This window comes from Isoptericola sp. 178 (genome assembly GCF_030586525.1).
Classification (GTDB): domain Bacteria; phylum Actinomycetota; class Actinomycetes; order Actinomycetales; family Cellulomonadaceae; genus Isoptericola; species Isoptericola sediminis.
In genome coordinates, this window is record NZ_JAUQYN010000003.1 from 698,478 (window position 1) to 721,260 (window position 22,783).

General features: G+C 73.1%; 19 protein-coding genes. 6 read left to right on the forward strand and 13 right to left on the reverse strand.

The window, feature by feature from the left end; translation table 11 throughout:
• The first annotated feature begins 10 nt into the window (after positions 1-10).
• On the forward strand, positions 11-2,551 hold the full coding sequence (locus Q6349_RS12440) for an ATP-dependent DNA ligase (RefSeq protein ID WP_304604328.1): 2,541 nt from the start codon (positions 11-13) through the stop codon (positions 2,549-2,551).
• A 2-nt stretch (positions 2,552-2,553) separates the two neighbouring features.
• On the opposite strand, the gene Q6349_RS12445 is transcribed toward Q6349_RS12440, so the two are convergent.
• The gene (locus tag Q6349_RS12445; RefSeq protein WP_304604329.1) at positions 2,554-3,237 is read right to left on the reverse strand and encodes a class F sortase; all 684 of its coding nucleotides are present in this window, start codon (positions 3,235-3,237) and stop codon (positions 2,554-2,556) included.
• Complete coding sequence (locus Q6349_RS12450; RefSeq protein WP_304604330.1) at positions 3,237-4,025, reverse strand: hypothetical protein; 789 nt, start codon at positions 4,023-4,025, stop codon at positions 3,237-3,239. Before Q6349_RS12450 ends, Q6349_RS12445 begins: the two co-directional genes overlap by 1 nt.
• A gap of 139 nt (positions 4,026-4,164) precedes the next feature.
• Between Q6349_RS12450 and Q6349_RS12455 the strand changes: the two genes are divergently transcribed.
• Both Q6349_RS12455 and Q6349_RS12460 read left to right on the forward strand, forming a co-directional pair.
• Complete coding sequence (locus tag Q6349_RS12455; protein ID WP_304604331.1) at positions 4,165-5,088, forward strand: NADP-dependent oxidoreductase; 924 nt, start codon at positions 4,165-4,167, stop codon at positions 5,086-5,088.
• A gap of 122 nt (positions 5,089-5,210) precedes the next feature.
• Positions 5,211-6,023: a DUF2599 domain-containing protein gene (locus Q6349_RS12460; protein ID WP_304604332.1), complete on the forward strand. Its 813-nt coding sequence runs from the start codon at positions 5,211-5,213 to the stop codon at positions 6,021-6,023.
• A gap of 58 nt (positions 6,024-6,081) precedes the next feature.
• On the opposite strand, the gene Q6349_RS12465 is transcribed toward Q6349_RS12460, so the two are convergent.
• Both Q6349_RS12465 and Q6349_RS12470 read right to left on the reverse strand, forming a co-directional pair.
• Positions 6,082-7,104: an NAD-dependent epimerase/dehydratase family protein gene (locus Q6349_RS12465; RefSeq protein WP_304604471.1), complete on the reverse strand. Its 1,023-nt coding sequence runs from the start codon at positions 7,102-7,104 to the stop codon at positions 6,082-6,084.
• 2 nt (positions 7,105-7,106) lie between these two features.
• Positions 7,107-8,456, reverse strand: a complete 1,350-nt coding sequence (locus Q6349_RS12470) for an MFS transporter (protein WP_304604333.1) — start codon at positions 8,454-8,456, stop codon at positions 7,107-7,109.
• Between the two features lie 37 nt (positions 8,457-8,493).
• Between Q6349_RS12470 and eis the strand changes: the two genes are divergently transcribed.
• Complete coding sequence (gene eis / locus Q6349_RS12475) at positions 8,494-9,711, forward strand: enhanced intracellular survival protein Eis (RefSeq protein ID WP_304604334.1); 1,218 nt, start codon at positions 8,494-8,496, stop codon at positions 9,709-9,711.
• A 4-nt stretch (positions 9,712-9,715) separates the two neighbouring features.
• On the opposite strand, the gene Q6349_RS12480 is transcribed toward eis, so the two are convergent.
• Complete coding sequence (locus tag Q6349_RS12480) at positions 9,716-10,441, reverse strand: hypothetical protein (RefSeq protein WP_171247912.1); 726 nt, start codon at positions 10,439-10,441, stop codon at positions 9,716-9,718.
• Positions 10,442-10,581: 140 nt separating this feature from the next.
• On the opposite strand from Q6349_RS12480, the gene Q6349_RS12485 reads away from it, so the two are divergent.
• Together Q6349_RS12485 and mqo are read left to right on the forward strand one after the other, a co-directional pair.
• Positions 10,582-11,247 (forward strand): pyridoxal 5'-phosphate synthase, encoded by a 666-nt coding sequence (locus tag Q6349_RS12485; RefSeq protein WP_304604335.1) that lies wholly within the window; start codon positions 10,582-10,584, stop codon positions 11,245-11,247.
• 129 nt (positions 11,248-11,376) lie between these two features.
• Complete coding sequence (gene mqo, locus Q6349_RS12490; RefSeq protein ID WP_304604336.1) at positions 11,377-12,945, forward strand: malate dehydrogenase (quinone); 1,569 nt, start codon at positions 11,377-11,379, stop codon at positions 12,943-12,945.
• A 61-nt stretch (positions 12,946-13,006) separates the two neighbouring features.
• Here mqo and pntB read toward each other — a convergent pair whose 3' ends face one another.
• The 8 genes from pntB to Q6349_RS12530 all read right to left on the reverse strand — a co-directional run bounded on the left by pntB (position 13,007) and on the right by Q6349_RS12530 (position 22,768).
• Complete coding sequence (gene pntB / locus Q6349_RS12495; RefSeq protein ID WP_304604337.1) at positions 13,007-14,413, reverse strand: Re/Si-specific NAD(P)(+) transhydrogenase subunit beta; 1,407 nt, start codon at positions 14,411-14,413, stop codon at positions 13,007-13,009.
• Positions 14,410-16,011, reverse strand: a complete 1,602-nt coding sequence (locus Q6349_RS12500; RefSeq protein ID WP_304604338.1) for a Re/Si-specific NAD(P)(+) transhydrogenase subunit alpha — start codon at positions 16,009-16,011, stop codon at positions 14,410-14,412. Before Q6349_RS12500 ends, pntB begins: the two co-directional genes overlap by 4 nt.
• A 160-nt stretch (positions 16,012-16,171) precedes the next feature.
• The gene (locus tag Q6349_RS12505) at positions 16,172-16,609 is read right to left on the reverse strand and encodes a DUF1801 domain-containing protein (protein ID WP_304604339.1); all 438 of its coding nucleotides are present in this window, start codon (positions 16,607-16,609) and stop codon (positions 16,172-16,174) included.
• A 4-nt stretch (positions 16,610-16,613) separates the two neighbouring features.
• Complete coding sequence (locus Q6349_RS12510) at positions 16,614-17,984, reverse strand: NAD-dependent succinate-semialdehyde dehydrogenase (protein WP_171247906.1); 1,371 nt, start codon at positions 17,982-17,984, stop codon at positions 16,614-16,616.
• 11 nt (positions 17,985-17,995) lie between these two features.
• Positions 17,996-19,249 carry an ectoine hydrolase gene (doeA, locus tag Q6349_RS12515; protein WP_171247905.1) on the reverse strand — a complete coding sequence of 418 codons (1,254 nt, stop codon included), beginning with the start codon at positions 19,247-19,249 and terminating at the stop codon, positions 17,996-17,998.
• 17 nt (positions 19,250-19,266) lie between these two features.
• Positions 19,267-20,511, reverse strand: a complete 1,245-nt coding sequence (locus Q6349_RS12520; RefSeq protein ID WP_304604340.1) for an aspartate aminotransferase family protein — start codon at positions 20,509-20,511, stop codon at positions 19,267-19,269.
• Between the two features lie 260 nt (positions 20,512-20,771).
• Complete coding sequence (locus Q6349_RS12525; protein ID WP_304604341.1) at positions 20,772-21,395, reverse strand: TetR/AcrR family transcriptional regulator; 624 nt, start codon at positions 21,393-21,395, stop codon at positions 20,772-20,774.
• A gap of 68 nt (positions 21,396-21,463) precedes the next feature.
• Positions 21,464-22,768 carry an AMP-binding protein gene (locus Q6349_RS12530; RefSeq protein ID WP_304604342.1) on the reverse strand — a complete coding sequence of 435 codons (1,305 nt, stop codon included), beginning with the start codon at positions 22,766-22,768 and terminating at the stop codon, positions 21,464-21,466.
• Positions 22,769-22,783 lie beyond the last annotated feature (15 nt).

Genomic DNA, 22,783 nt, shown 5'->3' on the forward strand with positions numbered 1-22,783 from the left:
GGATGAACACGTGAGCCGGCAGCCCCAGCGCGTGTCGGTGGAGGGGCGCAGCCTGACCCTGACGAACCTGGACAAGGTGCTGTACCCCGCCACCGGCACCACCAAGGGCGAGGTGCTGCAGTACCTCGCCCGGGTCGCGGACGTCCTCGTCCCGCACGCGGCGCACCGGCCGGCCACCCGCAAGCGATGGCCCGACGGCGTCGAGGGCCAGTCGTTCTTCCAGAAGAACCTCGACGCCTCCACCCCCGACTGGGTACCGCGACGCACCATCCGGCACCGGCACTCCGTCAACGACTACGTGCTCGTCGACGACCTGGCCACGCTCACCTGGCTGGGCCAGACCGCCACCCTGGAGATCCACGTCCCGCAGTGGCGGTTCGGGCGCACCGGTGACCCGCTGCCCCCGGACCGCCTGGTGCTGGACCTCGACCCGGGTCCCGGCGTCGGGCTGCCCGAGTGCGCCCGGGTCGCCCGGTGGGCCCGCGACATCCTCGCCGGGACGGGCCTGGAGCTGCTGCCCGTGACCAGCGGGTCCAAGGGCCTGCACCTGTACGCACCGCTCACCGGACCGCACGGTCACCTCACCAGCGACGACGTCTCCGCCGTCGCCAAGGAGCTCGCCCAGCACCTCGCCACCGAGCATCCCGACCACGTGGTCGCCGAGATGAAGCGCTCGCTGCGGGCGGGCAAGGTGTTCGTCGACTGGTCGCAGAACAACGGGTCCAAGACCACGATCACGCCCTACTCGCTGCGCGGACGGGAGCGCCCGACCGTCGCCGCGCCCCGTACCTGGGACGAGCTCGACGACCCGGACCTCGGCCAGCTCACCTACCCCGAGGTGCTGGAGCGCGTCGCCCGCGACGGTGACCTGCTGACCCCGCTGCTGGCCGGTCACCTGGACCGCCTCGAGCCGACGCCGGAGCACCTGGCGTCGTTCGAGCGGCTGGAGACCTACCGCGCCAAACGTGACCCGGGACGGACCCCGGAACCGTTCGACAGCGACACCGACCGCCCCGTCGACGCGGCGCCCCGGTTCGTCGTCCAGGAGCACCACGCCCGCCGTCTGCACTGGGACTTCCGGCTCGAGCACGAGGGTGTCCTGGTGAGCTGGGCGCTGCCGAAGGGGGAACCCACCGACCCCGCGCAGAACCATCTCGCCGTGCAGACCGAGGACCACCCCCTGGCCTACGGCGACTTCGAGGGCACGATCCCGGCCGGCGAGTACGGCGCCGGGGAGGTGACGATCTGGGACGCCGGGACCTACGACCTGGAGAAGTGGCGCGAGGGTGCCGAGGTCATCGTCACCCTCCACAGCGAGCGCCGCGGGTCGCGGCGGCTCGCGCTGATCCGCACCGGCGGACGCGGCGGGGACGACCAGAAGTCGTGGCTGATCCACCGCACGAAGGCCCAGCCCGGCGACGCCGCACCGGTGACGTCCGACGGCGGGTCCGCCGTCGCACCGCCGCCGTCGGCCGCCACCCTGGCCGCGCCCCGTCCGATGCTCGCGACGAGCGCGAGCGAGGCGGAGCTGGCCCGGCTGACCCCGGACGACTGGGCGTTCGAGGCCAAGTGGGACGGTTTCCGCACGATCGTCGAGGTGCTGCCGCCCGAGGCGTCCGCGCAGCACGGGGACCGTGCGTCGGCCGAGGACGAGGCGTCACCCGGGCACGGGGCACCACCAATGCGGGTGCGGCTGACCTCCCGGTCGGGCCGGGACCTGACCCCGACCTTCCCCGAGCTGCAGGCGGTGGGGGGCATGGTCCGTGCCGCGGACCTCCCGCTCGTCCTGGACGGCGAGGTCGTCGCCCTGGACCCCGACGGGCGACCGAGCTTCCGCCGTCTGCAGCAGCGTGCCAACCTCGCGAAGCCCCGCGAGGTCGAAAGGGCGCGGCGGCGGGTCGGCGTCGACCTGGTGCTCTTCGACGCGCTGCGGGTCGCGGGGGTCGACATCACGGACCACCCCTACGACGAGCGGCGCGCCGCCCTGGCACGGGTCGTCTCCCCCCGCTCCCCCGTCCACGTGCCGACGGCGCTGGAGGGCACGGCCGAGGAGGCCCTGGCCGAGTCCCGCCGGCTCGGCCTGGAAGGACTGGTCGCCAAGCGGCGCCACGCCGGCTACACGGCCGGGCACCGGTCGCGGGAGTGGCTCAAGATCAAGCACACGCCGACCCAGGAGGCCGTGGTGATCGGCTGGCGTCCGCTGCGGGTCGGCACGCCCACCGAGGACCCCCGCTCCGTGGGTGGCCTGCTGCTGGCCCTGCCCGTCGAGGACGACGGCTGGCGGTACGTGGGCCGGGTGGGCACCGGGTTCTCCGACCGCGTACGCCGCGAGCTCGCCGACCGGCTCGCCGGGCAGGAGCGCCCGACGGCGCCGGTCGGCGACGTCCCGGCGATCGACGCCGCCGGCGCCCGGTGGGTCTCCCCCGACGTGGTCGTCGAGGTGCGCCACACGGGTTGGACGGGCGACGCCCCCGGCGAGGGGAGCCTGCGCCACGCCGTGTGGCGCGGGATCCGCGACGACAAGGACCCGCGCGCGGTGCGGGTCGAGTGAGCTCACGCCTCGTGGGCGTAGACCACCGTGTTGTCCACGTAGTGCCCCCAGTCCGCGTCCCAGGCCCCGCCGCAGGTGATGACCCGCAGCTCGGCCCCGTCGGTGTTGGCGTACACCGCGCGCGTCGGGAACTGCTTCTTGGGGTACTGCTCCACCCGGTCGACGACGAACGTCGCCGTGGAGCCGTCCCGGCGGTCGACGTGGATCTCCTGGCCGGGTTCCAGCTCCGCGAGGCGGAAGAAGACCGACGGCCCGTTCGGGCTGTCGACGTGCCCCTCGATGACGGCGGGGCCGTCCTCGCCCGGACGCGGTGACCCGTCGAACCACGCCGCGCGGTCGATGTCGTCCCCGGCGGGGACCTCGATCGTGCCGTCGTCGTTCAGCCCCAGGTGCAGCAGGTCCGAGGCGACGCCGACGGCCGGGATCCGCACCTGCTCCGGCAGCGCGGCACGCTCCTGCCGCGGCGGCTCCGCCGGCGACGGCGCCGCGGACGAGGCGGCGGACGTCGGGGCGGGTACCGCTCGGGCCGACGTGACCGGGTCCGGGGACGTCGCGGCCGCCGTGCCGGGCGCCGCGGCCGGACCCGGGGTGGCTCCTCCCTGGACGCCGAACCCGACGGCGACCGCCGTCCCGCCGCCGAGCACCAGCCCGGCGGCGAGGACGACGGCCACGCGTCGGCGACGCATCAGGAGTCCTGCGCCGTGCGACGACGGCGGGCCACCAGACCGGCACCCACGCCCGCACCGGCGAGCAGCGCGACGCCGCCACCGGCGATCAGGGCGGCGTTCCCGGTCCCGGCGGTGCTGCCGGTCCCGGTCTGCACGCCGCCGGCGGGCATCTCGTCCATCTGCGAGGCGGCCAGGATGCCGCACAGGGCCGGGTCGGTGGCCTCGGCCGGCAGCGACGGGTCGAGGTCCGAGGGGGTGTCGCCGTCGTAGGCACCGCTGCCGTCGTGGTCGACGCCGTGGACGACCAGGGCCACGTCACCGGCGAGGATGTCGTCGGCGAGGTCCTGCGAGACCTCGATCTCACCGCGCTGGTAGTCGATGCTGCCGCCCGCGGCGGTGTCGAAGCGGTCGACGGCGAGCGCCGAGTCGCCGGAGGTGTCGCCCTCGGTGGTCAGGGACACCTGGACCGAGCCGTAGGACGGCACGCCCTCGGTGGTGGTGATGGTGCCCGAACCGTCGGCGTCGTCGGCCTCGGTCGGGCACTGGTTCGCGGCGTCCTCGCCGTAGTGCAGGTGCGCGGCGTGCGGGCTGCCGGCGAGCAGGCCCGAGGCCGCGAACTCGACCGTCACGGTCGTGCCGTCGACCCAGACCATCGCGTCGCCGCCGCCGTCGACGCCGTTCAGCGGCACCGGCGTGAGGTCGCCGGAGGCGGTGCCGTCGGCCGCGGCGGCCGGTCCGGTCACGGCCAGCAGGCCGGCGAGCGAGAGGGCGGGCGCGACGAGCGCTGCGCGGGTACGTGCCTTCATGATCGATCCCTTCGTCCGGGTCGCGGCGTTCGCGACCTGTCGAGGGTTCGGAGCACCCCGCGCGGCGGATGGGTCCGGATCCGGACCGGTGTGCGCGAGGCCACGGAATGCTCGCGGCAGGTGCTCGGTTGCCCGTGACATGCGAGCCATCACCTATGCCCAGTACGGAAGCGCCGACGTCCTCGAGCTCACCGAGCAGCCCGACCCGCACCCGGGTGCGGACGTCGTGGTCGTCCGCGTGAAGGCGGCCTCGGTCAACCCCGTCGACTGGAAGGTCCGCGAGGGCTACCTCGACGGTCTGCTGGACACCCAGTTCCCGGTCGTCCCGGGCTGGGACGTGGCCGGCGTGGTCGAGCAGGTCGGCCTGGACACCCCCGAGTACTCCGTGGGCGACGAGGTCTACGGCTACGTCCGCAAGGACTGGGTGCACGGCGGGACCTTCGCCGAGAAGGTCGCCGCTCCGGTGCGCACCCTCGCGCCGAAGCCGTCGACCCTCAGCTTCGAGGAGGCGGCCGCCGTGCCGCTGACCGGCCTGACGGCGCTGCAGTCGATCCGGCGTGCCGGCGTGGCCTCGGGCCAGACGGTGCTCGTGCACGCCGCGGCCGGTGGCGTCGGCTCGTTCGCGGTCCAGATCGCCAAGGCCCGCGGGGCCCGCGTGATCGGCACCGCGAGCGAGGGCAACCACGACTTCCTGCGGTCGCTCGGTGCCGAGCCCGTGACGTACGGCGACGGCCTGGCCGACCGCGTCCGCGCCCTCGCGCCCGAGGGCGTCGACGTGGCGCTGGACTACGTCGGCGGCGACGCCGTGGCGGTCAGCGCGGACGTGCTCGCCCCCGGCGGCACCATCTCCTCGATCGCCGACCCGGCCGCCCGCGACGAGCACGGCGGTCAGTACGTGTGGGTGCGCCCCTCGACGGAGGACCTGGCCGAGCTCGGCGCCCTGATCGACGAGGGCACCGTCGGCGTCGAGGTGGCCGAGGTCTACGACCTGGCGGACGCCGCCGCGGCGCACCGGGCGAGCGAGACCGGCCACGTGCGCGGCAAGATCGTCGTGAAGGTCTGATCTCGCGACCATCCCGCGGACGGCCCGGGGACGCCGCAGCGCGTCCCCGGGCCGTCGTGCGTCCGGAGCCACGACCCGCCGGTCGGCGCGAGGTCGGGCGACGGACCCCGCACACTGGGACCGTGCGCCACTCCCCCACCGGCGGCCCCGGCCCCGTGGCCGCGACGGCCGTCCTCGCCGTGCTGCTGACGTCGTGCGCGCCGGGAGACGACGGCGGGCCGGACGACGAGGCCCGGACCTCACCACCCGCGGCGAGCAGCACACCGCCCGCGCCGAGTCCCTCGTCGCCCTCGGCCTCACCCGTGGCACGTCTCGAGCTCGTGGCCGGCGACCTCGGGCTGGACGTCACGGGCCGCTGGACGGACTCCACGGCACCGCGTCCCGAGGGCTCCGGCACGACGACGGCGCTCACCGTCCCGTCCGGAGCGCTCCCGCTGACCTTCGCCCTGCCGGAGGGCGGCTTCGTCCAGCACGCGGACGGCAGCGTCGGCGTGCTGGGCGCGCCCGACGGCGGCACGCCGGTCGCCGGGCTGAGCGCGCCCGACGGGCCCGCCGTGTTCCGGCAGGTCGACACCCGGCACGTGGAGCTGGTGCGGACCGGCGACGGGGGGACGTCCGATCCCGGCGACGTGAGCACCACGGTGGGCACCAGGGGTCTCGTCGACGCCACGTGGGGCGAGCGCGAGGGCGGGCGGTCCCTGGCCGTCGACCCGACGGCGTGGGCCCGGTCGGCGGGGGTGGCGGGCGTCGAGCTCGTCCGGGCGGAGCTCGCGGCCGCCGACCCGGAGGCGGACACCGCCACGATGCACGACCAGCTGCGCTGCCATGCGCTCGGGGCTCCGCAGAAGGACACCTGGAACCTGGAGCCGTGGCGACCCGACGTCGGGCTGGTCGCCGTGCTGGCCGCCCGGTGCAACCCCGTGGAGGGTTCCTGAGCGACCGCCGGCCGTCGCGGCGCTCAGCCGCGCGCCCCGGCGATGCTCCTGTGCCCGGTCAGCGGTGCGGGGCGCCCGGCCCGTCGGCTCCCGACCGGGCCAGCACGTCCGCCTCCTGCGCCGCGGTCAGCCCGGTCACCGCGGCCTCGGGGTCGGCGCGCAACCAGTCGAGCACGTCGGCAGCGGTCTCCTCGACCGGTCGGACGGACAGACCCGCCAGCAGCGCCGGGTCCGCGGCGTGGGTCACCATGCCGTCGTACCCCGGGCGGGGCAGCCACAGCGGCAGCGACCGCTCCCCGGCCCACGGGCGGACGCCGAGCGCGGCGAGGCGGTCGCCGTCCACCCAGCGCCAGCGCGGTGCGGCCCCGCAGCCGCGGGCGACGTCCGCCAGCAGCTCGCCGATCGGCACGGCGGGTGCGACGGCGTCGAACGTCCCCACCGCCCGGTGCTCGGCCAGGTCGACGATCCAGACGGCCAGGTCGCGGACGTCGATCACCTGGACGCGGTCGGCCGGGTCCCCGGGTGCCAGCACGTCCGCGGACAGGAGGTCCTCCGGGCGGGCGTCGAGCACCCGCCGCATCCGGGCGGGCCAGTAGGCGAACCGTCCGGACGGGTCGCCGGGTCCCACGACGAGTCCCGGCCGCACGACGGTGGCGCTCGCCGCACCGTCGTGCACCGCGTTCTCGCAGGCGACCTTCATCGGCCCGTAAGCGGCGGGGTCCGCGGCGAGGTCGACGTCCTCCGGCTGGGCCTCGACCAGCCGGCCGACACCCGGGCCACCGGGGTCGGCGACGTCCGCGTAGACGCTGATCGTCGACACGAGCACCCAGTGCGCGTCCGGCCACGCCGCGACGGCGCGCCGCACGTGCGACGGGGTGCGCGAGACGTCGACGACGGCGTCGAACGGCTCGCCCGCGAGCGCCGCCGGCAACGGGTCCGCACGGTCGTGCACCACCTGGCGCACGCCGTCCGGCACGGTGCCGGAGCGGCCGCGGTGCACCGCGACGACCTCGTGGCCGCGGGCGACGGCGAAGGCGGCGACGGCGCGTGACAGGAACACGGTGCCGCCGAGCACGAGCATCCTCACGTGACCTCCTCCGGGGCGGTCCGGGTGTCCCGGATGCCGACCATGCTCACCAGACCGCCCGCCACGAGCAGCCCCGCGGTCACCAGCAGCGCCCGGTGGAAGGACTCGACGTCGAGCACGCCACCGAGGATGACACCGGCGAAGGCGATGACGACCAGCCCGGCCACCCGGGAGACCGCGTTGTTGACGGCCGAGGCGATCCCGGCGTCGGCCCTCGGGACCGCGCCGAGGATCGCCGAGGTCAGCGGGGCCACCGTGATCGCCAGTCCCAGGCCGAACACGAGGATGCCCGGCAGCACCTGGGTGAGGTAGGTGGCCTCCGCGTCCATGCCCAGCATCAGCAGGAACCCGCCGCCCGCGACGATCGGCCCGACCGTCATGAACCAGCGGGCGCCGTACCGCCCGGCCAGGGTGCCGAACAGGGTCGACAGCGCCAGCATCGCGAAGGTCGTCGGCAGCTGGGCGACGCCGGCGGCGGTAGCCGAGTACCCGGCGACCTGCTGCAGGAACAGCGTCAGCACGAACCCGCCGAAGGCCAGCGCCCCGTACACGGCGAACGTCGCGACGTTGCCCCAGGCGAAGGTCCGCGACCGGAACAGGCGCGGCGGGAGCATCGGGTCCGGGGCGCGCCGCTCGACCACGACGAAGGCGGCCAGGAGCACCGCGCCGACGATCACGACGGGCCACCACTCCTCGATGAGTCCGAGCACGGCGGCGGCCAGCCCGAGAGCGGCCAGGGCGGCACCGGGGACGTCGATCCGGCGCCGCACCGTGGCCTCGGCCTCCGGCACGCGCCGGAGCAGCACCAGGTTGACCACGACGACGGGGACGTTGATCCAGAACACCCACCGCCACGAGATGAGGTCGACGAGCCCGCCGCCGACGAAGGGGCCGACGATCATCGCGGTCCCGGTCCAGGCCGTCCAGCGTCCGATCGCCCTCCCCTGCGCGGGACCGTCGAACGTCGAGATGATCAGCGCCAGCGAGCTCGGGACCAGCAGGGCCCCGGCGACACCCTGCAGCAGCCGCGCCACCACCAGCACCGGGCCGGTGGGGGCGACGGCGCACAGGACCGAGGCGGCGGCGAAGCCGATGAGCCCGACGAGGAGGACGCGCCGCCGACCGTGCACGTCGGACAGCGAGCCGGCCAGCAGGATGAACGACCCGAGGGTCACGAGGTAGCCGTCGACGACCCACTGCTGCAGCGTGAGCCCGGCCTCGCCCGGACCGCCGAGCTCGTCCGCGATCGCGGGCAGGGCGACGTTGACGACGGTCCCGTCGAGGAACGAGACGAACGAGGCGAGGATCGCGACGACCAGCACGCGTCGCTGCACAGCCGTGTCCACGAGCGTCACGCTACGCCTGCCCGGCTATCGTCGTGATGTGAGCCATGACGTCCGCCGGCTGCCCTTCGCCGATGCCGAGGCCTCCCGCAGGCTCCAGCAGGAGGCCTTCGGCGGCGCGGCCCCGGTGCCGGACGCCGACGGATGGCCGCCGGCGGGGTCGAGGCCGTGGGGCGCGTGGGTGGACGGCGGGCTCGCCGCCCGCGCCACCGTGCGGTCCTTCACCTCCTGGTTCCACGGCGCACGGGTGCCGACCGCGGGCCTCGGCGGCGTCACGGTCGCCGCGGAGCACCGCGGGACGGGGCTGCTGCGTCCCCTGGTGGCGGCGGCGCTGGCCGAGGCGCGGGAGCACGGCGAGGTGGTCTCCACGCTGTACCCGTCCGCGCCGGGCGTCTACCGCGGCCTCGGGTACGAGATCGTGGGGTCCTACGACGAGATCACCGTGCCCCTCTCCGCGCTCGCCGCGCTGCGCCGGCCGCCGGGGGTACGGACCCGGCGCGCAGCCGAGGCCGACGTCCCCGCGGTCCGCGCGGTCTACGAGCGGTGGGCCGCGGCGCAGAACGGCCCGCTGACCCGGACCGAGGCACCGTTCACCGTGGACGCCGAGGACCTGGTCGGCCCCGACGCCGACTACACCGGTGTCACGCTGGCCGTGGACGCGGCCGACGGCGGCGTGCTGGGTTTCGTCAGCTGGACCCGCGGCGCCGGGTACGACCGCGCGGGCGTGCTCGAGGTCGACGACCTGGTGGCGCTCTCCCCCGACGCCGCCCGCGCGCTCTGGTTCGTGCTGGCGTCGTTCGGCACCGTCGTCGGCTCGGCCCGGATCTCGACCTCGGGCGCCTGGTCCGGTGCCGACGTGAGCCGTCTGGTCCTGCCCGACCACGCCGCCACGGCGACGTCACGCCCCTACATGCTGCGGCTGCTGGACGTCCCCGGCGCCCTCGGCTCGGCCCGGCTCGCGCCGTGGACCGCCGAGGTGCCGTTCGCGGTGGTCGACCCGCGCACGCCGGACCTCGAGGGGTCCTGGGTCCTGCGCGTGTCCGACGGTGCGGTGCGGGTGGACCCCGACGACGCCGCCCCCCGCACGCCGGCCGACCGGCCGGTCTTCACCGCGGGCGGTCTCGCGCAGTCGTACGCCGGGTCGCAGACGTGCGCGAACCTCCGGCTGGCCGGGCAGCTGCACGGTCCCGACGGCCACGACGCCGTCTGGGACGCGCTGTGGACCGGCCGCCCGGTGCACGTGCGCGACTACTTCTGAGCGCTCAGCAGGAGGCGGAGACGTCCTTGCGGTAGCCCAGCGCCCAGCACAGCACCCCGACGTCCTGCCGGATCCCCTCGATCGAGGACCGCAGCGCGCTGAGGTCGCCGCGGAGCGCGCCGACCTCGCCCCGCAGGGCGTCGACGTCCGCCGCGGACGGCGGTTGCGGGCCGCTGGAGAGGTCGTTGCGCACCGTCGCGAGGTCGTTGCGCACCCCGCCCAGACCGTCCTCCAGGTTCGTCTCGAGGCTGTCGATGCCGTTGGACACCTCGACCAGCCGCGTCTGGAGGTCGTCCATGCCGTCGAGCTCCTGAGGCATCCCGGTCCACGACTCGACACCGTCGACCCGCCCGGCCAGCGCCTCGACCGTCGCCGTGTCCGGCGCCTCCTCGAGCGCGACGCGCAGCCGGGCGGACTCGGCCTCGGCCAGCTCGGACTGCGCGACGGCCGCGTCCACCTCGGACGCGAGCTTGCGGTTCGCCGACCAGAGCATCGCGACCCCGACGGTGGCCACGAGGGCGATCACCAGGGCCGCGGCCACGAGGACCATCTGCACGTTGACACCTGCGCCGCGGGCGGGGACCGGTCCGGTCGGACCCGGGGCCGGAGGCGGCTCGGCAGGCAGGAGGGTCGCGACCGACGTCATGGCACCGCTGCCCGGCTCGAGACGGCGGCGCGCGATGCGCCCGCCACCCTCGGGACGGCCCACGGCTCCCGGTGGATACGTCATCGCTCTCCTTCGCGCAGCAGCACGGTCTGTCCTCATCGTCGCCCGTCCCGCACCCGTGCACAAGAGTGAACACCGCACAACGGGCGGAAAAGGACGCAGGATCACCCGCTCGGAGGTCCTCCGGTCGCTACGGTGAGAGAGTGACGAGCTTCCGCGCGCGACTCCGTGACCTGCAGGTCCTCCCCGACGGCCTGTCCGGCTGGGAGCTCACCGACCTCTCGGTCCTGCCGGGCACCCCGCACGAGCTGTTCGAGACCTGGTTCGACGAGGCCGCGGCCGCGGGACTGCACGCCCCGCACGCGATGACGCTCTCGACGGCCGGTGCCGACGGCACCGTCGCCGCGCGGACGGTGCTGCTGACGGACCTCAGCTCCGCGGGCTGGTGGTTCGCCGGCCACGCCACCAGCCCCAAGGGCCGCGAGCTGGCCGCGAACCCGCACGCGGCCCTGACCTTCCTCTGGCAGGGGGTCGGACGCCAGGTCCGGGTGACCGGCGCCGTGACGTCGCACCCGGAGGCCGGTGCCGCCGACCTCCGGAGCCGGTCGGCCGGGTCCCGCGCCACGGCGCTGGTGGACCACCAGAGCGAGGTCCTCGACGACCTGGCCGACCACCGCGAGGCCTGGTCCGCCGCACTGGCGGAGGTGCGCGCGGACCCGGAGCTGGTGGTGCCGACGTGGACGGCATGGTGCCTGGCGCCGACGACCGTCGAGTTCTGGCGCTCGGGCGGCGGCACGGGACAGACGCGGGTGCGGTACCGCCGCGGCGGGCAGGAGGAGGCCTGGACCACGGAGCTCCTGTGGCCCTGACGCACCGCACGCCCCTGACCTGCGGGAACGAGATCGACCTGGTGTGACGTGCATCACTGCAGGTCAGACGCCTTGTGACGTTGTTCACATTCTTTGTGACAGTTTTCACCAACGACCTAGCATGGCCCGGTGACTTCGCGCGAAACAGCCCCCCGCCAGCGGCCCTCGGACGCCGTCGACGTCGTCCTCGTCGGCGGCGGCATCATGAGCGCCACCCTCGGAACCCTGATCCAGCAGCTCGAGCCGACCTGGTCGATCCGCATCATCGAGCGGCTCGACGACGTGGCGCTGGAGTCGTCGAACCCGTGGAACAACGCGGGTACCGGCCACGCCGCCCTGTGCGAGCTGAACTACACCTCGGAGAAGCCCGACGGCACCGTCGACATCTCCAAGGCGGTGCAGATCAACGAGCAGTTCGAGACCTCCCGCGAGCTCTGGCAGCACCTGCTCGCCACCGGCCAGCTCGCCGACCAGTCCTTCATCCAGCGCACCCCGCACATGACCTTCGTGCGCGGGGCCGAGAACGTGGAGTTCCTGCGCCGGCGGCACGCGACCATGACCGCGCACCCGCTGTTCCGCGACATGGAGTTCTCCACCGACCGCGCCGAGATCGCCCGCTGGACCCCGCTGCTGACCGAGGGCCGCGACGCCGACGAGCCCGTCGCCGCCACCCGGTCCGTGGCCGGCACCGACGTGGACTTCGGCAACCTCACCCGCCAGCTCGTCGACAACCTGGTGCGCCACGGCGCCGAGCTGCAGCGGCAGCACGAGGTGACCTCCCTGAAGCGGACCAAGGACCGTCGCTGGCGGCTCAAGGTGAAGGACCGGTCGTGGAACGCCCCGCGCCGCACCTCCACCGTGACCGCCCGGTTCGTCTTCGTGGGCGCCGGCGGCGGGGCTCTCCCCCTGCTCCAGTCCGCGGGCATCCCCGAGATCAAGGGCTTCGGCGGCTTCCCGATCTCCGGGGAGTTCCTGCGCACCGACAACCCCGAGATCGTCGCCCGCCACCACGCCAAGGTCTACGGCAAGGCCGACGTCGGCGCCCCGCCGATGTCCGTGCCGCACCTCGACACCCGCGTGGTCGACGGCAAGAGCTACCTGATGTTCGGTCCCTACGCCGGCTTCAGCCCCAAGTACCTCAAGCAGGGCAAGTACCTCGGGCTGATCACCTCGCTGCGCGCCCACAACATCACCTCGATGCTCGGCGCCGGCCTGAAGAACATCGACCTGACCCAGTACCTGCTCGGCCAGCTCGCCGCGGCGCCGGAGTCGAAGTTCCACTCCCTGCAGCAGTTCATGCCGACCGCGCACCCCAAGGACTGGGAGAAGATCACCGCGGGCCAGCGTGTCCAGGTGATCAAGCGCGACGCCGACGGCAAGGGCGTCCTGCAGTTCGGCACCGAGGTCGTCTCGGCCGCCGACGGCTCCATCGCCGGTCTGCTGGGTGCGTCGCCGGGGGCGTCCACCGCGGTCTCGGCGATGGTCGACGTGCTCGACCGCTGCTTCCCGGAGGAGTTCCCCTCCTGGCGTCAGCAGCTCGCCGCGATGATGCCCAGCCTCGACGGCGTCCCCGCCGACGCCCGCGAGATCGACACCACCGCCAGCGCCGCGGACGAGCCCGCGGCCGGGCTGCCGGAGCCGGTCGACGGCGTGCTGCCCGCCAGCGTCTACGAGTCCCGGGCGGACTCCCGCTCCTGACGGCGGTCGCCCGACGGCCCGGTGCCGGCCCCGCGACGGGCCGGCACCGGGCCGTCGTCGTTCACAGCTCCTGGATGATCCGCTCGACCTGCTCCTTGGCGTCGCCGAAGATCATCGCCGTGTTCTCCCGGAAGAACAACGGGTTCTGCACCCCGGCGTACCCGGTGGCCATCGAGCGCTTGAACACCACGACGTCACGCGCCTGCCACACCTCGAGCACCGGCATGCCGGCGATCGGCGAGCCCGGGTCCTCCTGCGCGGCCGGGTTGACGGTGTCGTTGGCGCCGATGACCAGCACCACGTCGGTCGTGGTGAAGTCGCTGTTGATCTCCTCCATGCTCAGGACCACGTCGTAGGGCACCTTGGCCTCGGCCAGCAGCACGTTCATGTGGCCGGGCAGACGGCCCGCGACGGGGTGCACACCGAACCGGACGTTCACCCCACGGTCCCGCAGCTTGTCGGTCAGGTCCGCCACCGGGTACTGGGCCTTGGCCACGGCCATGCCGTACCCCGGCACGATGACCACGGAGGTCGCGTTCGTCAGCTGCTGGGCGACGTCCGCCGCGTACGTCTCCCGGTGCTCACCCTCGACCCCGGCGGCCGCCGGGCTGCCCGGCTCGGCGCCGAAGCCGCCGAGGATGACGGAGACGAACGACCGGTTCATCGCCCGGCACATGATGTAGGACAGGATCGCACCGGAGGATCCCACCAGGGCGCCGGTGATGATCAGCAGGTCGTTGCCCAGCATGAAACCGGCGGCCGCGGCGGCCCAGCCCGAGTACGAGTTGAGCATCGAGACCACGACGGGCATGTCGCCGCCGCCGATCGAGGCGACCAGGTGCCAGCCGAGGGCCAGGGCGATCACCGTCATGAGGACCAGCGCGGTCAGGGCCGCACCGTCGGCACCGGAGCCCGAGGCCGTGAGGAACCACGCCAGCAGCCCGGCAGAGGTGACCACCATCAGCAGGTTGAGCCAGTGCCGGCCGGGGAGCATCAGCGGAGCCGACCGGATCCGCGCCGACAGCTTGAGGTTGGCGACGATCGACCCCGTGAACGTCACGGCGCCGATGAGCACGCCGAGGAAGACCTCGACGAGATGGACCGTGTCGGACTGCGGCTCGGACAGGTACGAGCCGAAGCCCACGAGCACCGCCGCGAGTCCGACGAAGGAGTGCAGCAGCGCGATGAGCTCGGGCATCTGGGTCATCTCGACCCGACGGACCCGCCAGGTGCCGACGGCGGCCCCGACGACGAGGACCGCCAGGATGAGCCCGGCGGTGACCTGCCAGGGGCGTGCGGAGGTCTCCAGCGCGAGGGCGACGGTGGCGACCAGCGCCAGAGCCATGCCGATCATGCCGAGGACGTTGCCGCGGCGCGCCGACTCCTGCTGCGACAGCCCCGCGAGGGAGAGGATGAACAGCACGCCGGCGACGACGTAGGTGGCCTGCACGGCCGAGAGCACGGTCATCGGGTCGCCTCCCCGGTCGGCGCGGTCACGTGCGGGGCGGGCGCCCCCTTGCGGAACATCCGGATCATCCGGTTCGCGACGAGGAAGCCGCCGAACACGTTGATGCTCGCGACCGCGGCGGCCACGACCGCCAGCCCGGTGACGAGCCAGTCGTCCGTGCCGATCTGCAGCAGGGCACCGACGAGGATGATGCCGCTGATGGCGTTCGTCTGCGCCATCAACGGGGTGTGCAGGGCGTGCGTGACCGCCGAGATCACGTAGAAGCCCACCACGACCGCCAGCGCGAACACCGTGAAGTGACCCACGGACTCCGGCGGCGAGGCGGCGATCGCGAGACCACCGACGACGGCACCCAGCCCGGCCAGGGCGGTGCGCCGGACCCGGCGACGGCGGCGCCGGGCGGCGAGCTCCTCCGGGTCGGGCCCGGGAACCGGCTCGGGAGCCGGCTGCCCGGCGGGCGCCGCCGGTGCCGCCGAGACCTGGACGGGTGGCGGCGGCCAGAGCACCTCGCCCTCGCGGCACACCGTCATACCGCGGATGACGACGTCCTCGAGGTCGACCACCGGGCGACCGTCCTTGGCGGGGGTCATCAGCGTCAGCAGGTTGACGATGTTGGTGCCGATGAGCTGGGAGGTGTGCTGCGGCATCCGCCCGGGCAGGTCGGTGTAGCCCAGGACGATCACGCCGTTGTCGCTGACGACCCGCTCCCCCGGCACCGTGAGCTCGCAGTTGCCGCCTCCCGGCGCGGCGAGGTCGACGATCACCGATCCGGGCTTCATGGCGGCCACCATCGCCGCGGTGATGGTCGTGGGTGCCGTCCCGCGCACCAGGGCGGTGGTGATGACCACGTCGGCCCCCGCGGACTCCGCGGCGTACATCGCCTGCGTCGCGGCCTCCTGGTCGGAGGTCAGCTCGCGGGCGTACCCGTCGCTGCTGACCTCCTGCGCCGTGCCCTCGGCCTGGACGAACGTCGCACCGAGCGACTCGATCTGCTCCCCGACCTCGGGGCGGACGTCGAAGGCGCGCACCTTCGCGCCCAGCGAGGAGGCGGTACCGATCGCGGCGAGCCCCGCGACCCCCGCACCGATGACGAAGACCGTCGCCGGCGGCGTGGTCCCGGCGGCCGTCACCTGTCCCGTGAACATGCCCCCGAACTCCTCGGCGGCCTCCACCACGGACCGGTAGCCGGCGACGTTCGACTGCGCGGAGAGCACGTCCAGCGCCTGGGCCCGCGAGATGCGCGGGACGGCGTCCAGGGCGAGGGCGGTCACGTGCCGCTCGGCCAGCGCGTCGACGAGCTCCGGGTGGGTGGCCGGTCCGATCTGGGAGATCAGCACGGCGCCGGGTCGCAACAGCTCGAGCTCCGGTGGGGCCGGCGCGTTGACGCAGGTGACGACGTCGGACCCCCAGACCTCCTCCCGGCCGGCGATCCGCGCACCGGACTCGACGTAGGCGCGGGTGGGCATGCTCGCCCGCTCGCCGGCTCCGGACTCGACGAGCACGTCGTAACCGAGCGCGGTCAGACGCTGGACGGTCGCGGGGGTGGCGGCGACCAGCCGCTCACCGTCGCGCGACTCCCGAGGGACACCGATCTGCACGAGGCTCGAACCTCCTTTGGTCGAGGACACGAGCAACCTACCGGGTCTGAGGCCTGACCACGAGGGACCACCCACGGAGCGAGACGCCGCGCCCACCGGTCGGCACGCACCCGGGGCGGCGTGCGCCCGACGGCTCGTCGTCCCGGGCCCCGCACGGACGTCACGCCGTCGGCGGCGTCCCCTCGTCGAGCGTGCGCCCGGCGTGCGCGAGCATCTCGCGCAGCACCGCCTCGTCGAGGTCGTCGAGACGGGCGAACGAGATGCTCGCCGCCCCGACCTTCGCACGCCCGAGCCGGTCGGCGTACCGCCGACCCAGGTAGGCGCCGTCCTCGACGGCGTTCACGTACAGGCTCAGGTGCCGCTTCTGCTGGGCGAGGCCGACCAGGAACCACTCGACGTCCGCACCGCGCGGGCGCGGCTGGACGATGTCGCCGTAGCCGATGATCACCTGCTCGGTGCCGCCCCAGAACACGCCCCGCCACAGGGACCGGGAGAGCCCGGGCAGCACGTCCCGCACGACGGCGTCGGTGCGTGCCAGGTCAGGGGCCACGTCGTCGCCGTGCAGGTACGCGTCGACGTCCTCGGCGGTGCGGCGCACGGGCTCAGTCCTGCCGCGGCCCCACCCACACCTGCTGGACGTTGACGAACTCCCGGATGCCGTGCGGGCCGAGCTCGCGCCCGTAGCCCGACCGCTTGACGCCTCCGCTGGGCAGCCGCGGATCCGTCTTGACGATGCCGTTGACCGCGACCTGTCCGGCCTCGATCCGCCGGGCCATCGCCACGCCGCGCTCCGCCGTCGACCAGACGCTGGCCGCCAGCCCGTACTCGGTGCGGTTGGCCATCGCCAGCGCCTCCTCCGCGTCCGGGGCCTCCATGACCACCATCACCGGCCCGAAGGTCTCCTCGCGGCAGGCGGTCATGCCCTCGGTGACGTCGGCCAGCATCGTCACGGGGTAGAACCAGCCGTCCCCCTCGGGCAGCTCGCCGCCGAGCAGCAGCCGCGCCCCGGCGTCGACGGTCTCCGTCACCTGGCGGTGCAGCGTCTCGCGCAGGTCCTCGCGGGCGATGGGCCCGACGTCGGTGGACTCCTCGGCCGGGTCCCCGACGGTGAGCCGTGCCAGCCGCTCGCGCAGCTTGTCGACCATCTGCGGGTACACCGCGCTCTCCACGATGATGCGCTTCGCGGCGATGCAGGACTGCCCGGCGTTGATGATCCGGGACAGCGCCACCGTGTCCGCCGCGGCGTCCAGGTCGGCGTCCGCGAGCACCAGGCAGGGGTCCGAACCGCCCAGCTCCAGCACCGTCGGCTTGATCTCCGCCGCCGCCGTGCTCGCGACCGCGGCCCCGCCGCGGGCCGACCCGGTGAAGGACACGGCGTGCACGCGCGGGTCGCGGATGACGGCCTCCACCTGCGGGGTCTCCAGCGGCAGGTTCTGGAAGACACCGTCCGGGGCACCGACCTGCGTGAACACGTCCGCGATCGCGGCCGCGCAGCCCGGGACGTGCGGGTCGTGCTTCATGACGCAGGTGTTGCCGGCCATGAGCGCCGGGGCGGCGAACCGGGACCACAGCCAGAAGGGCGCGTTCCACGGCAGCACGCCGAGCACGGTGCCGAGCGGCAGGTGCTGCACGTAGCTCGTGCTGGCGTCCGAGGGGAGCATCTCGTCCGCCAGGTAGTCGGCCCCGTGGTCGGCGTAGTGGTCGAAGCACAGCGCCGCCTTGGCGACCTCGCCGCGCGCCTCGCCGACGGGCTTGCCCATCTCCTCGGTCATGAGGGGCGCCAGCTCGTCGACGTGCTGACGCAGGTAGGTCGCCACGGCGTGCAGGACCTCCGCCCGCCGGTCGAAGGTCAACCGTCCCCACCCGACGGCGGCGTCCGCGGCCGCGGCGAGGATCTCCTCCACCTTCTCGGGGCCGGCCGGCTCGACCTCGCGGATGACCTTGCCCGTGCTCGGGTCGATCGCAGTGAGCATCGAGACTCCTCTCAGGCGACTTCGGGTCGGATCGGGGTGGTGTTGTCCAGGGCGTCGGACCGTTCCTCGCCGGACTCGGCGTCGCGGGCTCCGGCCCCCCGGTCGGGCTTCACGGTGAAGTCCTCGTCGAGGGTGAAGAAGGACTCGCACCCCCGGTCGGTGACGTAGACGGTGTCCGAGATGCCGACGGTCTTGTCCCCGTCGACGCCCCACATCCACGGGATGATGTGGAAGGTCATGCCCTCGCGCAGGATCGTCGGGTTGCCCTGGTTGAGGCTGGCGATGTAGCCCTCGTCCCAGCTCGGCGGGAACGCGATCCCGATGGAGTACCCGGAGCGGGTGATGAGGCGGGCCCCGACGTGGTTGTCCGTGATCACGCTGCGCACGATGTTGTCCGCGTCGGAGACCGTGATCCCCGGACGGATCGCCTTCTTCACCTCCGCCAGCGCCGTCTTCATCCGGTGCTGCGCCGCCGCCAACGACGGTGAGAGGTCGTCGAGCACAGCCGTGCGCATCATGGCCGTGTGGTAGCGCCGGAAGCAGCCGCCGACCTCGAGGAAGACGTGCTCGCCCGGCTGGACGACGCGGCCCTCCCAGGTGGCGTGGCCGATCATGCTGCGCGGTCCGGAGGCGACGTACGGCATGACGGCGGGGAACTCGCCCCCGGCACGGAACATCGCGGCGCTGATCTCCGCGGCGATCTCGTTCTCCGTCACCCCGGGCGCGCAGGCCTCCAGCCCGGCCTGCATGCCGACCTCGGTGGCCCGGGCGGCCTTCCTCATGATCTCGATCTCGGCCGGGGACTTGGTCACGCGACCCTCCTCGACGATGCCGAAGCAGTCGAGCAGGCGCCCCTCGGTGAGCGAGGTGTGGATGTAGTCCTGGTGATAGGCCGGGAAATAGTAGCTGTTGCGTTCGTACCCGATGTCCTTGGTGTGCAACCCGAATTCCCGCAGCGACTGCACAAGGCTCTGAATCGCGTCGCCGGTGTCCGGATAAGGGCGGGTCAGCTCGACCCACGTGCGCGCATAGACGTTCGACTCCTCCATGCTCCGCGTGATCATGAAGGGTTCCTCGGTCAACGGGACCACGAGCGCCTGGAAGAACGAATACCCCGTCGTCTGATAGTCGGTGAGATACATCAGGTTCTCGGGATCGGTGATCACGACGGCGTCCAGGAGCCGGTCGGCCATCCGTCGGCGCAGGTCACCCAGGCGCCGCTCGTACTCCTCGAACGGGAACGTCATGTCGTCGCGCTGCTTCACACCGGCCTCCAGGGTGGTCAGATGGTGCTGTGGACGGCCTTGGCGAGGATCTCGAGGCCCTCGTCCAGGTCGGCGTCCGGGATCGTCAACGGCGGGATGAGCTTGAGCACGCGTCCCCCGGTCCCGCAAGGACCGATGAGCAGTCCGTCGTCGAAGCACTTCTTGGCGATGGCCTTGGCGAGCGCGCCGTCACCGATGTCGAGACCCTGCATCATGCCGCGGCCGCGGACCTCGAAGCGTCCGTCCGAGCCTGCGGCGAGGTCGTCCAGGACAGCCGTCATGGTCTCGCGCTTGGCCGCCACCTGGTTCATCAGCTCGTCGTCGTCGAAGTACTCCAGCGCGACCCTGCCCGCCACGAAGGACAGCCCCTGGCCGCGGAACGTGCCGGTGTGCTCACCGGGTGACCAGTGGGCGTCGAGCTCGGGCTTGTTGAGGTTCATGGCGATCGGGGTCCCGTACCCGCCGAGGCCCTTCGCCAGCGTGATGATGTCCGGGTCGAGCCCCATGCCGTCGAAGCTGAAGTAGCTGCCGGTCCGGCCGCAGCCGGTCTGGATGTCGTCCACGATGAACAGGGCGCCCACGTCGTGGGCGAGGCGCTGGACCTCGCGCAGCCACTCCGCGCTCGCGACGTGCACGCCGCCCTCGGCCTGGATCGTCTCGACGACGAAGGCCGCCGGCGGGAGCAGGCCGCTCGAGGAGTCCTCCAGGAGCGCACGGAAGTCGGCGAGCTGCTGGACGCCGCCGCCGGGCGCCGTCTCGAACGGCAGCCGCACGACGTTCTCGAGCGGCACCCCCGCCGCGGCGCGGAAGTAGTCGTTGGCGGTCAGCGCCAGGGAGCCGAGCGTCATGCCGTGGAAGCCGTTGCTGAACGCCACCACGTCGCGGCGTCCGGTCACGCGTCGCGCGAGCTTGAGCGCGGCCTCGACGGCGTTGGTGCCCGTCGGCCCCATGAACTGCATCTTCATGGTCATGTCGCGCGGGGCGAGCACCGTGGCGGCGAACTTCTCGATGAAGTCCCGCTTGGTCGTGGTCGCCATGTCGAGGCTGTGCGCGACGCCGTCCGCCTCGAGGAAATCGATCATCGCGCGCTTCATGCGCGGGTTGTTGTGCCCGAAGTTGAGCACGCCGGCGCCCGCGAAGAAATCGAGATAACTACGTCCCGATTCGTCGACCTGACGCGCATTGGATGCCGAGGCAAAAACAGTCGGGTATGCCCGGCTGTAGCCACGGATCTCGGATTCCCACTTCTCGAACGCCTCCATGGACCATCTCTACGCGACCCCCCAGGGGGTGTCAAGAGGTCCGAAGTCCGCCGGGTAACAACTCTGTTTCCGCCGGATTCGCGGGCTCGTCGACGGGGTCGTCGACCGTCGGGCTCCCGGTGCGCACAGGGGTGCGACCGGCGCCGTCGACCTCGCCACCGAGGCCGGGTCCGCCCCGGCCCGTCGAGCGCGGCCGCGCGTCGTCGGCCGGCGCGATCACGCCCGCTCCCGCACCGTCCCGACGTGTCGGGCACCCATGGTCATCGGAAGTCCGTCTCGTCCAGGCGCAGACCCGTGCGCACGTAGGAGAGCAACGCGTCGGCCAACGCCTCGGGATCGATCGGCCCGTCCGGCCGGTACCACTCGACGAGAGAGTTGACGAGGCCGAAGGTGAAGCGTGCCGCGAGACCGGGATCGAGGTCGTCGCGGAGCGACCCCTCGTCACGCGCGGCCTCGAACGTCCCCCGGAGCCGCGCCGTGAGGACACGCCGGCGCTCCAGCGCCCTCAGCTCCACGTCGGAGTTGCCGTGCAGGCGGAGCAGCAGCGTGAGGTACTGCCGTCGTTCGCAGGCGACGAGCACCGCGTGCCGCACGATGTAGCCGATCCGGGACACCGCGTCGCCCGGCTGGGACTCGGCCTCGTCGAACACCCGCTCGAGCTCGCCCAGGGCTCGCTCCAGGGCGATCTCCAGCATCTCCGCCTTCGACGAGAAGTGGTAGTACACCGCCGACTTCGAGAGCCCCAGCCGTCTCGCGATCATCTCGAGCGACGAGGCGTCGTAGCCGTGGTCGGTGAACACCTGCACGATGACCTCGAGCATGCTGTTCCGGTCGTGGCCGGGCCTCCCCCGGCGGGGCGCTCCGCGCACGTCGGCGCTCTCCACCTGGCGAACCTCCCCTTCCGCGCGCTTCGCGGCACCCTGACGGACCGGGCCGGCGCCGGTCGCCCACGTTACCGCAGGTCGTACAGCCGCTTGAGCTTGCCCTGGGAGCGCGGCAACGTCCCGGTCCCGACCAGCTCCACCCCGAGCGTCGTCCCGATCCGGTCCTTGATCCGCTGCTGGAGCAGCAGCAACCCCTCCTCGGCCTCCCGCGGCGCAGCCCCGTCCCGTGCCTCGATCTTCACCGTGAGGTGGTCCATCCTCCCCCTCGTCGTGAGCTCGAGGACGAAGTGGGACGTGAGGTCCGGGATCTCGCAGACGATCTCCTCGACCTGCGTGGGGAAGAGATTGACCCCTCGCAGGATGATCATGTCGTCGTTCCGGCCGGTGATCCGCGCGATCCTCCGGTGCGCGGGTCGCGCGGTGCCGGGGTGCAGCGACGTGAGGTCCCGCGTCCGGTAGCGGATCATCGGGAAGGCTTCCTTGGTCAGCGTCGTGAGGACGAGCTCCCCCGTCGTCCCGTCGGGCAGGGGCCGCAGGTTCTCGTCGAGCACCTCGGGCAGGACGTGGTCCTCCCAGAGGTGCGGCCCGTCCTGCGTCTCGGCACACTCGTTGCCGACGCCCGGTCCCAGGATCTCGGAGAGTCCGTAGATGTCGACGGCCGTGAGGTCCAGGCGATCCTCGAGCTGGCGCCGCATCGAGTCGGTCCACGGCTCGGCGCCACAGATCGCGACCTTGAGGCTGGTGTCCCGCGGGTCGAGCCCGGCCTCCTCGAAGGCGTCGGCGATCGTCAGCAGGTAGCTGGGGGTGCACATGATCGCGTCCGGTTCGAAGTCGCGGATGAGCTGCACCTGCTTCTCCGTCTGGCCGCCCGACATCGGGACCACCGTGCAGCCGAGCCTCTCGATGCCGGCGTGAGCACCGAGACCGCCCGTGAACAGCCCGTAGCCGTACGCGTTGTGCACCGTCCACCCGGGACGCACGCCCGAGGCGTACAGCGAGCGGGCGACGAGACTCGCCCAGTGGTCCAGGTCGTTCTCGGTGTAGCCGACGACGGTCATCCTCCCGGTCGTGCCGGACGACGCATGGACGCGGCGCACCTGGTCCCTCGGCACGGCGAAGAGCCCGAACGGGTAGTGGTCGCGCAGGTCGTCCTTCGTCGTGACGGGCAGCTTCACGATGTCGCCGAGCTCGCGGACGTCGCCGGGGGCGACGCCGGCCTCGTCGAGCTTCCGCCGGTAGAAGGGCACGTTCTCGTAGGCGTGGCGCACCGTCCATCGGAGGCGCTCGAGCTGCAGCGCCTCCAGCTCGGCGCGGTCGAGGCGTTCCTCGGCGTGCAGTCCCACCTGGTCGGTGAGGCTCTGGATCGCGGGCATGGCTCTTCCTCGCAG

Excerpts from the sequence above, each read along its gene's own strand:
- Q6349_RS12455 (WP_304604331.1), top strand. The coding sequence starts at position 4,165 with ATGCGAGCCATCACCTATGCCCAGTACGGAAGCGCCGACGTCCTCGAG.
- Q6349_RS12510 (WP_171247906.1), bottom strand. The coding sequence starts at position 17,984 with ATGCTCACTGCGATCGACCCGAGCACGGGCAAGGTCATCCGCGAGGTC.
- Q6349_RS12465 (WP_304604471.1), bottom strand. The coding sequence starts at position 7,104 with ATGCTCGTGCTCGGCGGCACCGTGTTCCTGTCACGCGCCGTCGCCGCC.
- Q6349_RS12480 (WP_171247912.1), bottom strand. The coding sequence starts at position 10,441 with ATGACGTATCCACCGGGAGCCGTGGGCCGTCCCGAGGGTGGCGGGCGC.
- Q6349_RS12450 (WP_304604330.1), bottom strand. The coding sequence starts at position 4,025 with ATGAAGGCACGTACCCGCGCAGCGCTCGTCGCGCCCGCCCTCTCGCTC.
- Q6349_RS12520 (WP_304604340.1), bottom strand. The coding sequence starts at position 20,511 with ATGGAGGCGTTCGAGAAGTGGGAATCCGAGATCCGTGGCTACAGCCGG.
- pntB (WP_304604337.1), bottom strand. The coding sequence starts at position 14,413 with ATGACCGTGCTCTCGGCCGTGCAGGCCACCTACGTCGTCGCCGGCGTG.
- Q6349_RS12445 (WP_304604329.1), bottom strand. The coding sequence starts at position 3,237 with ATGCGTCGCCGACGCGTGGCCGTCGTCCTCGCCGCCGGGCTGGTGCTC.
- Q6349_RS12530 (WP_304604342.1), bottom strand. The coding sequence starts at position 22,768 with ATGCCCGCGATCCAGAGCCTCACCGACCAGGTGGGACTGCACGCCGAG.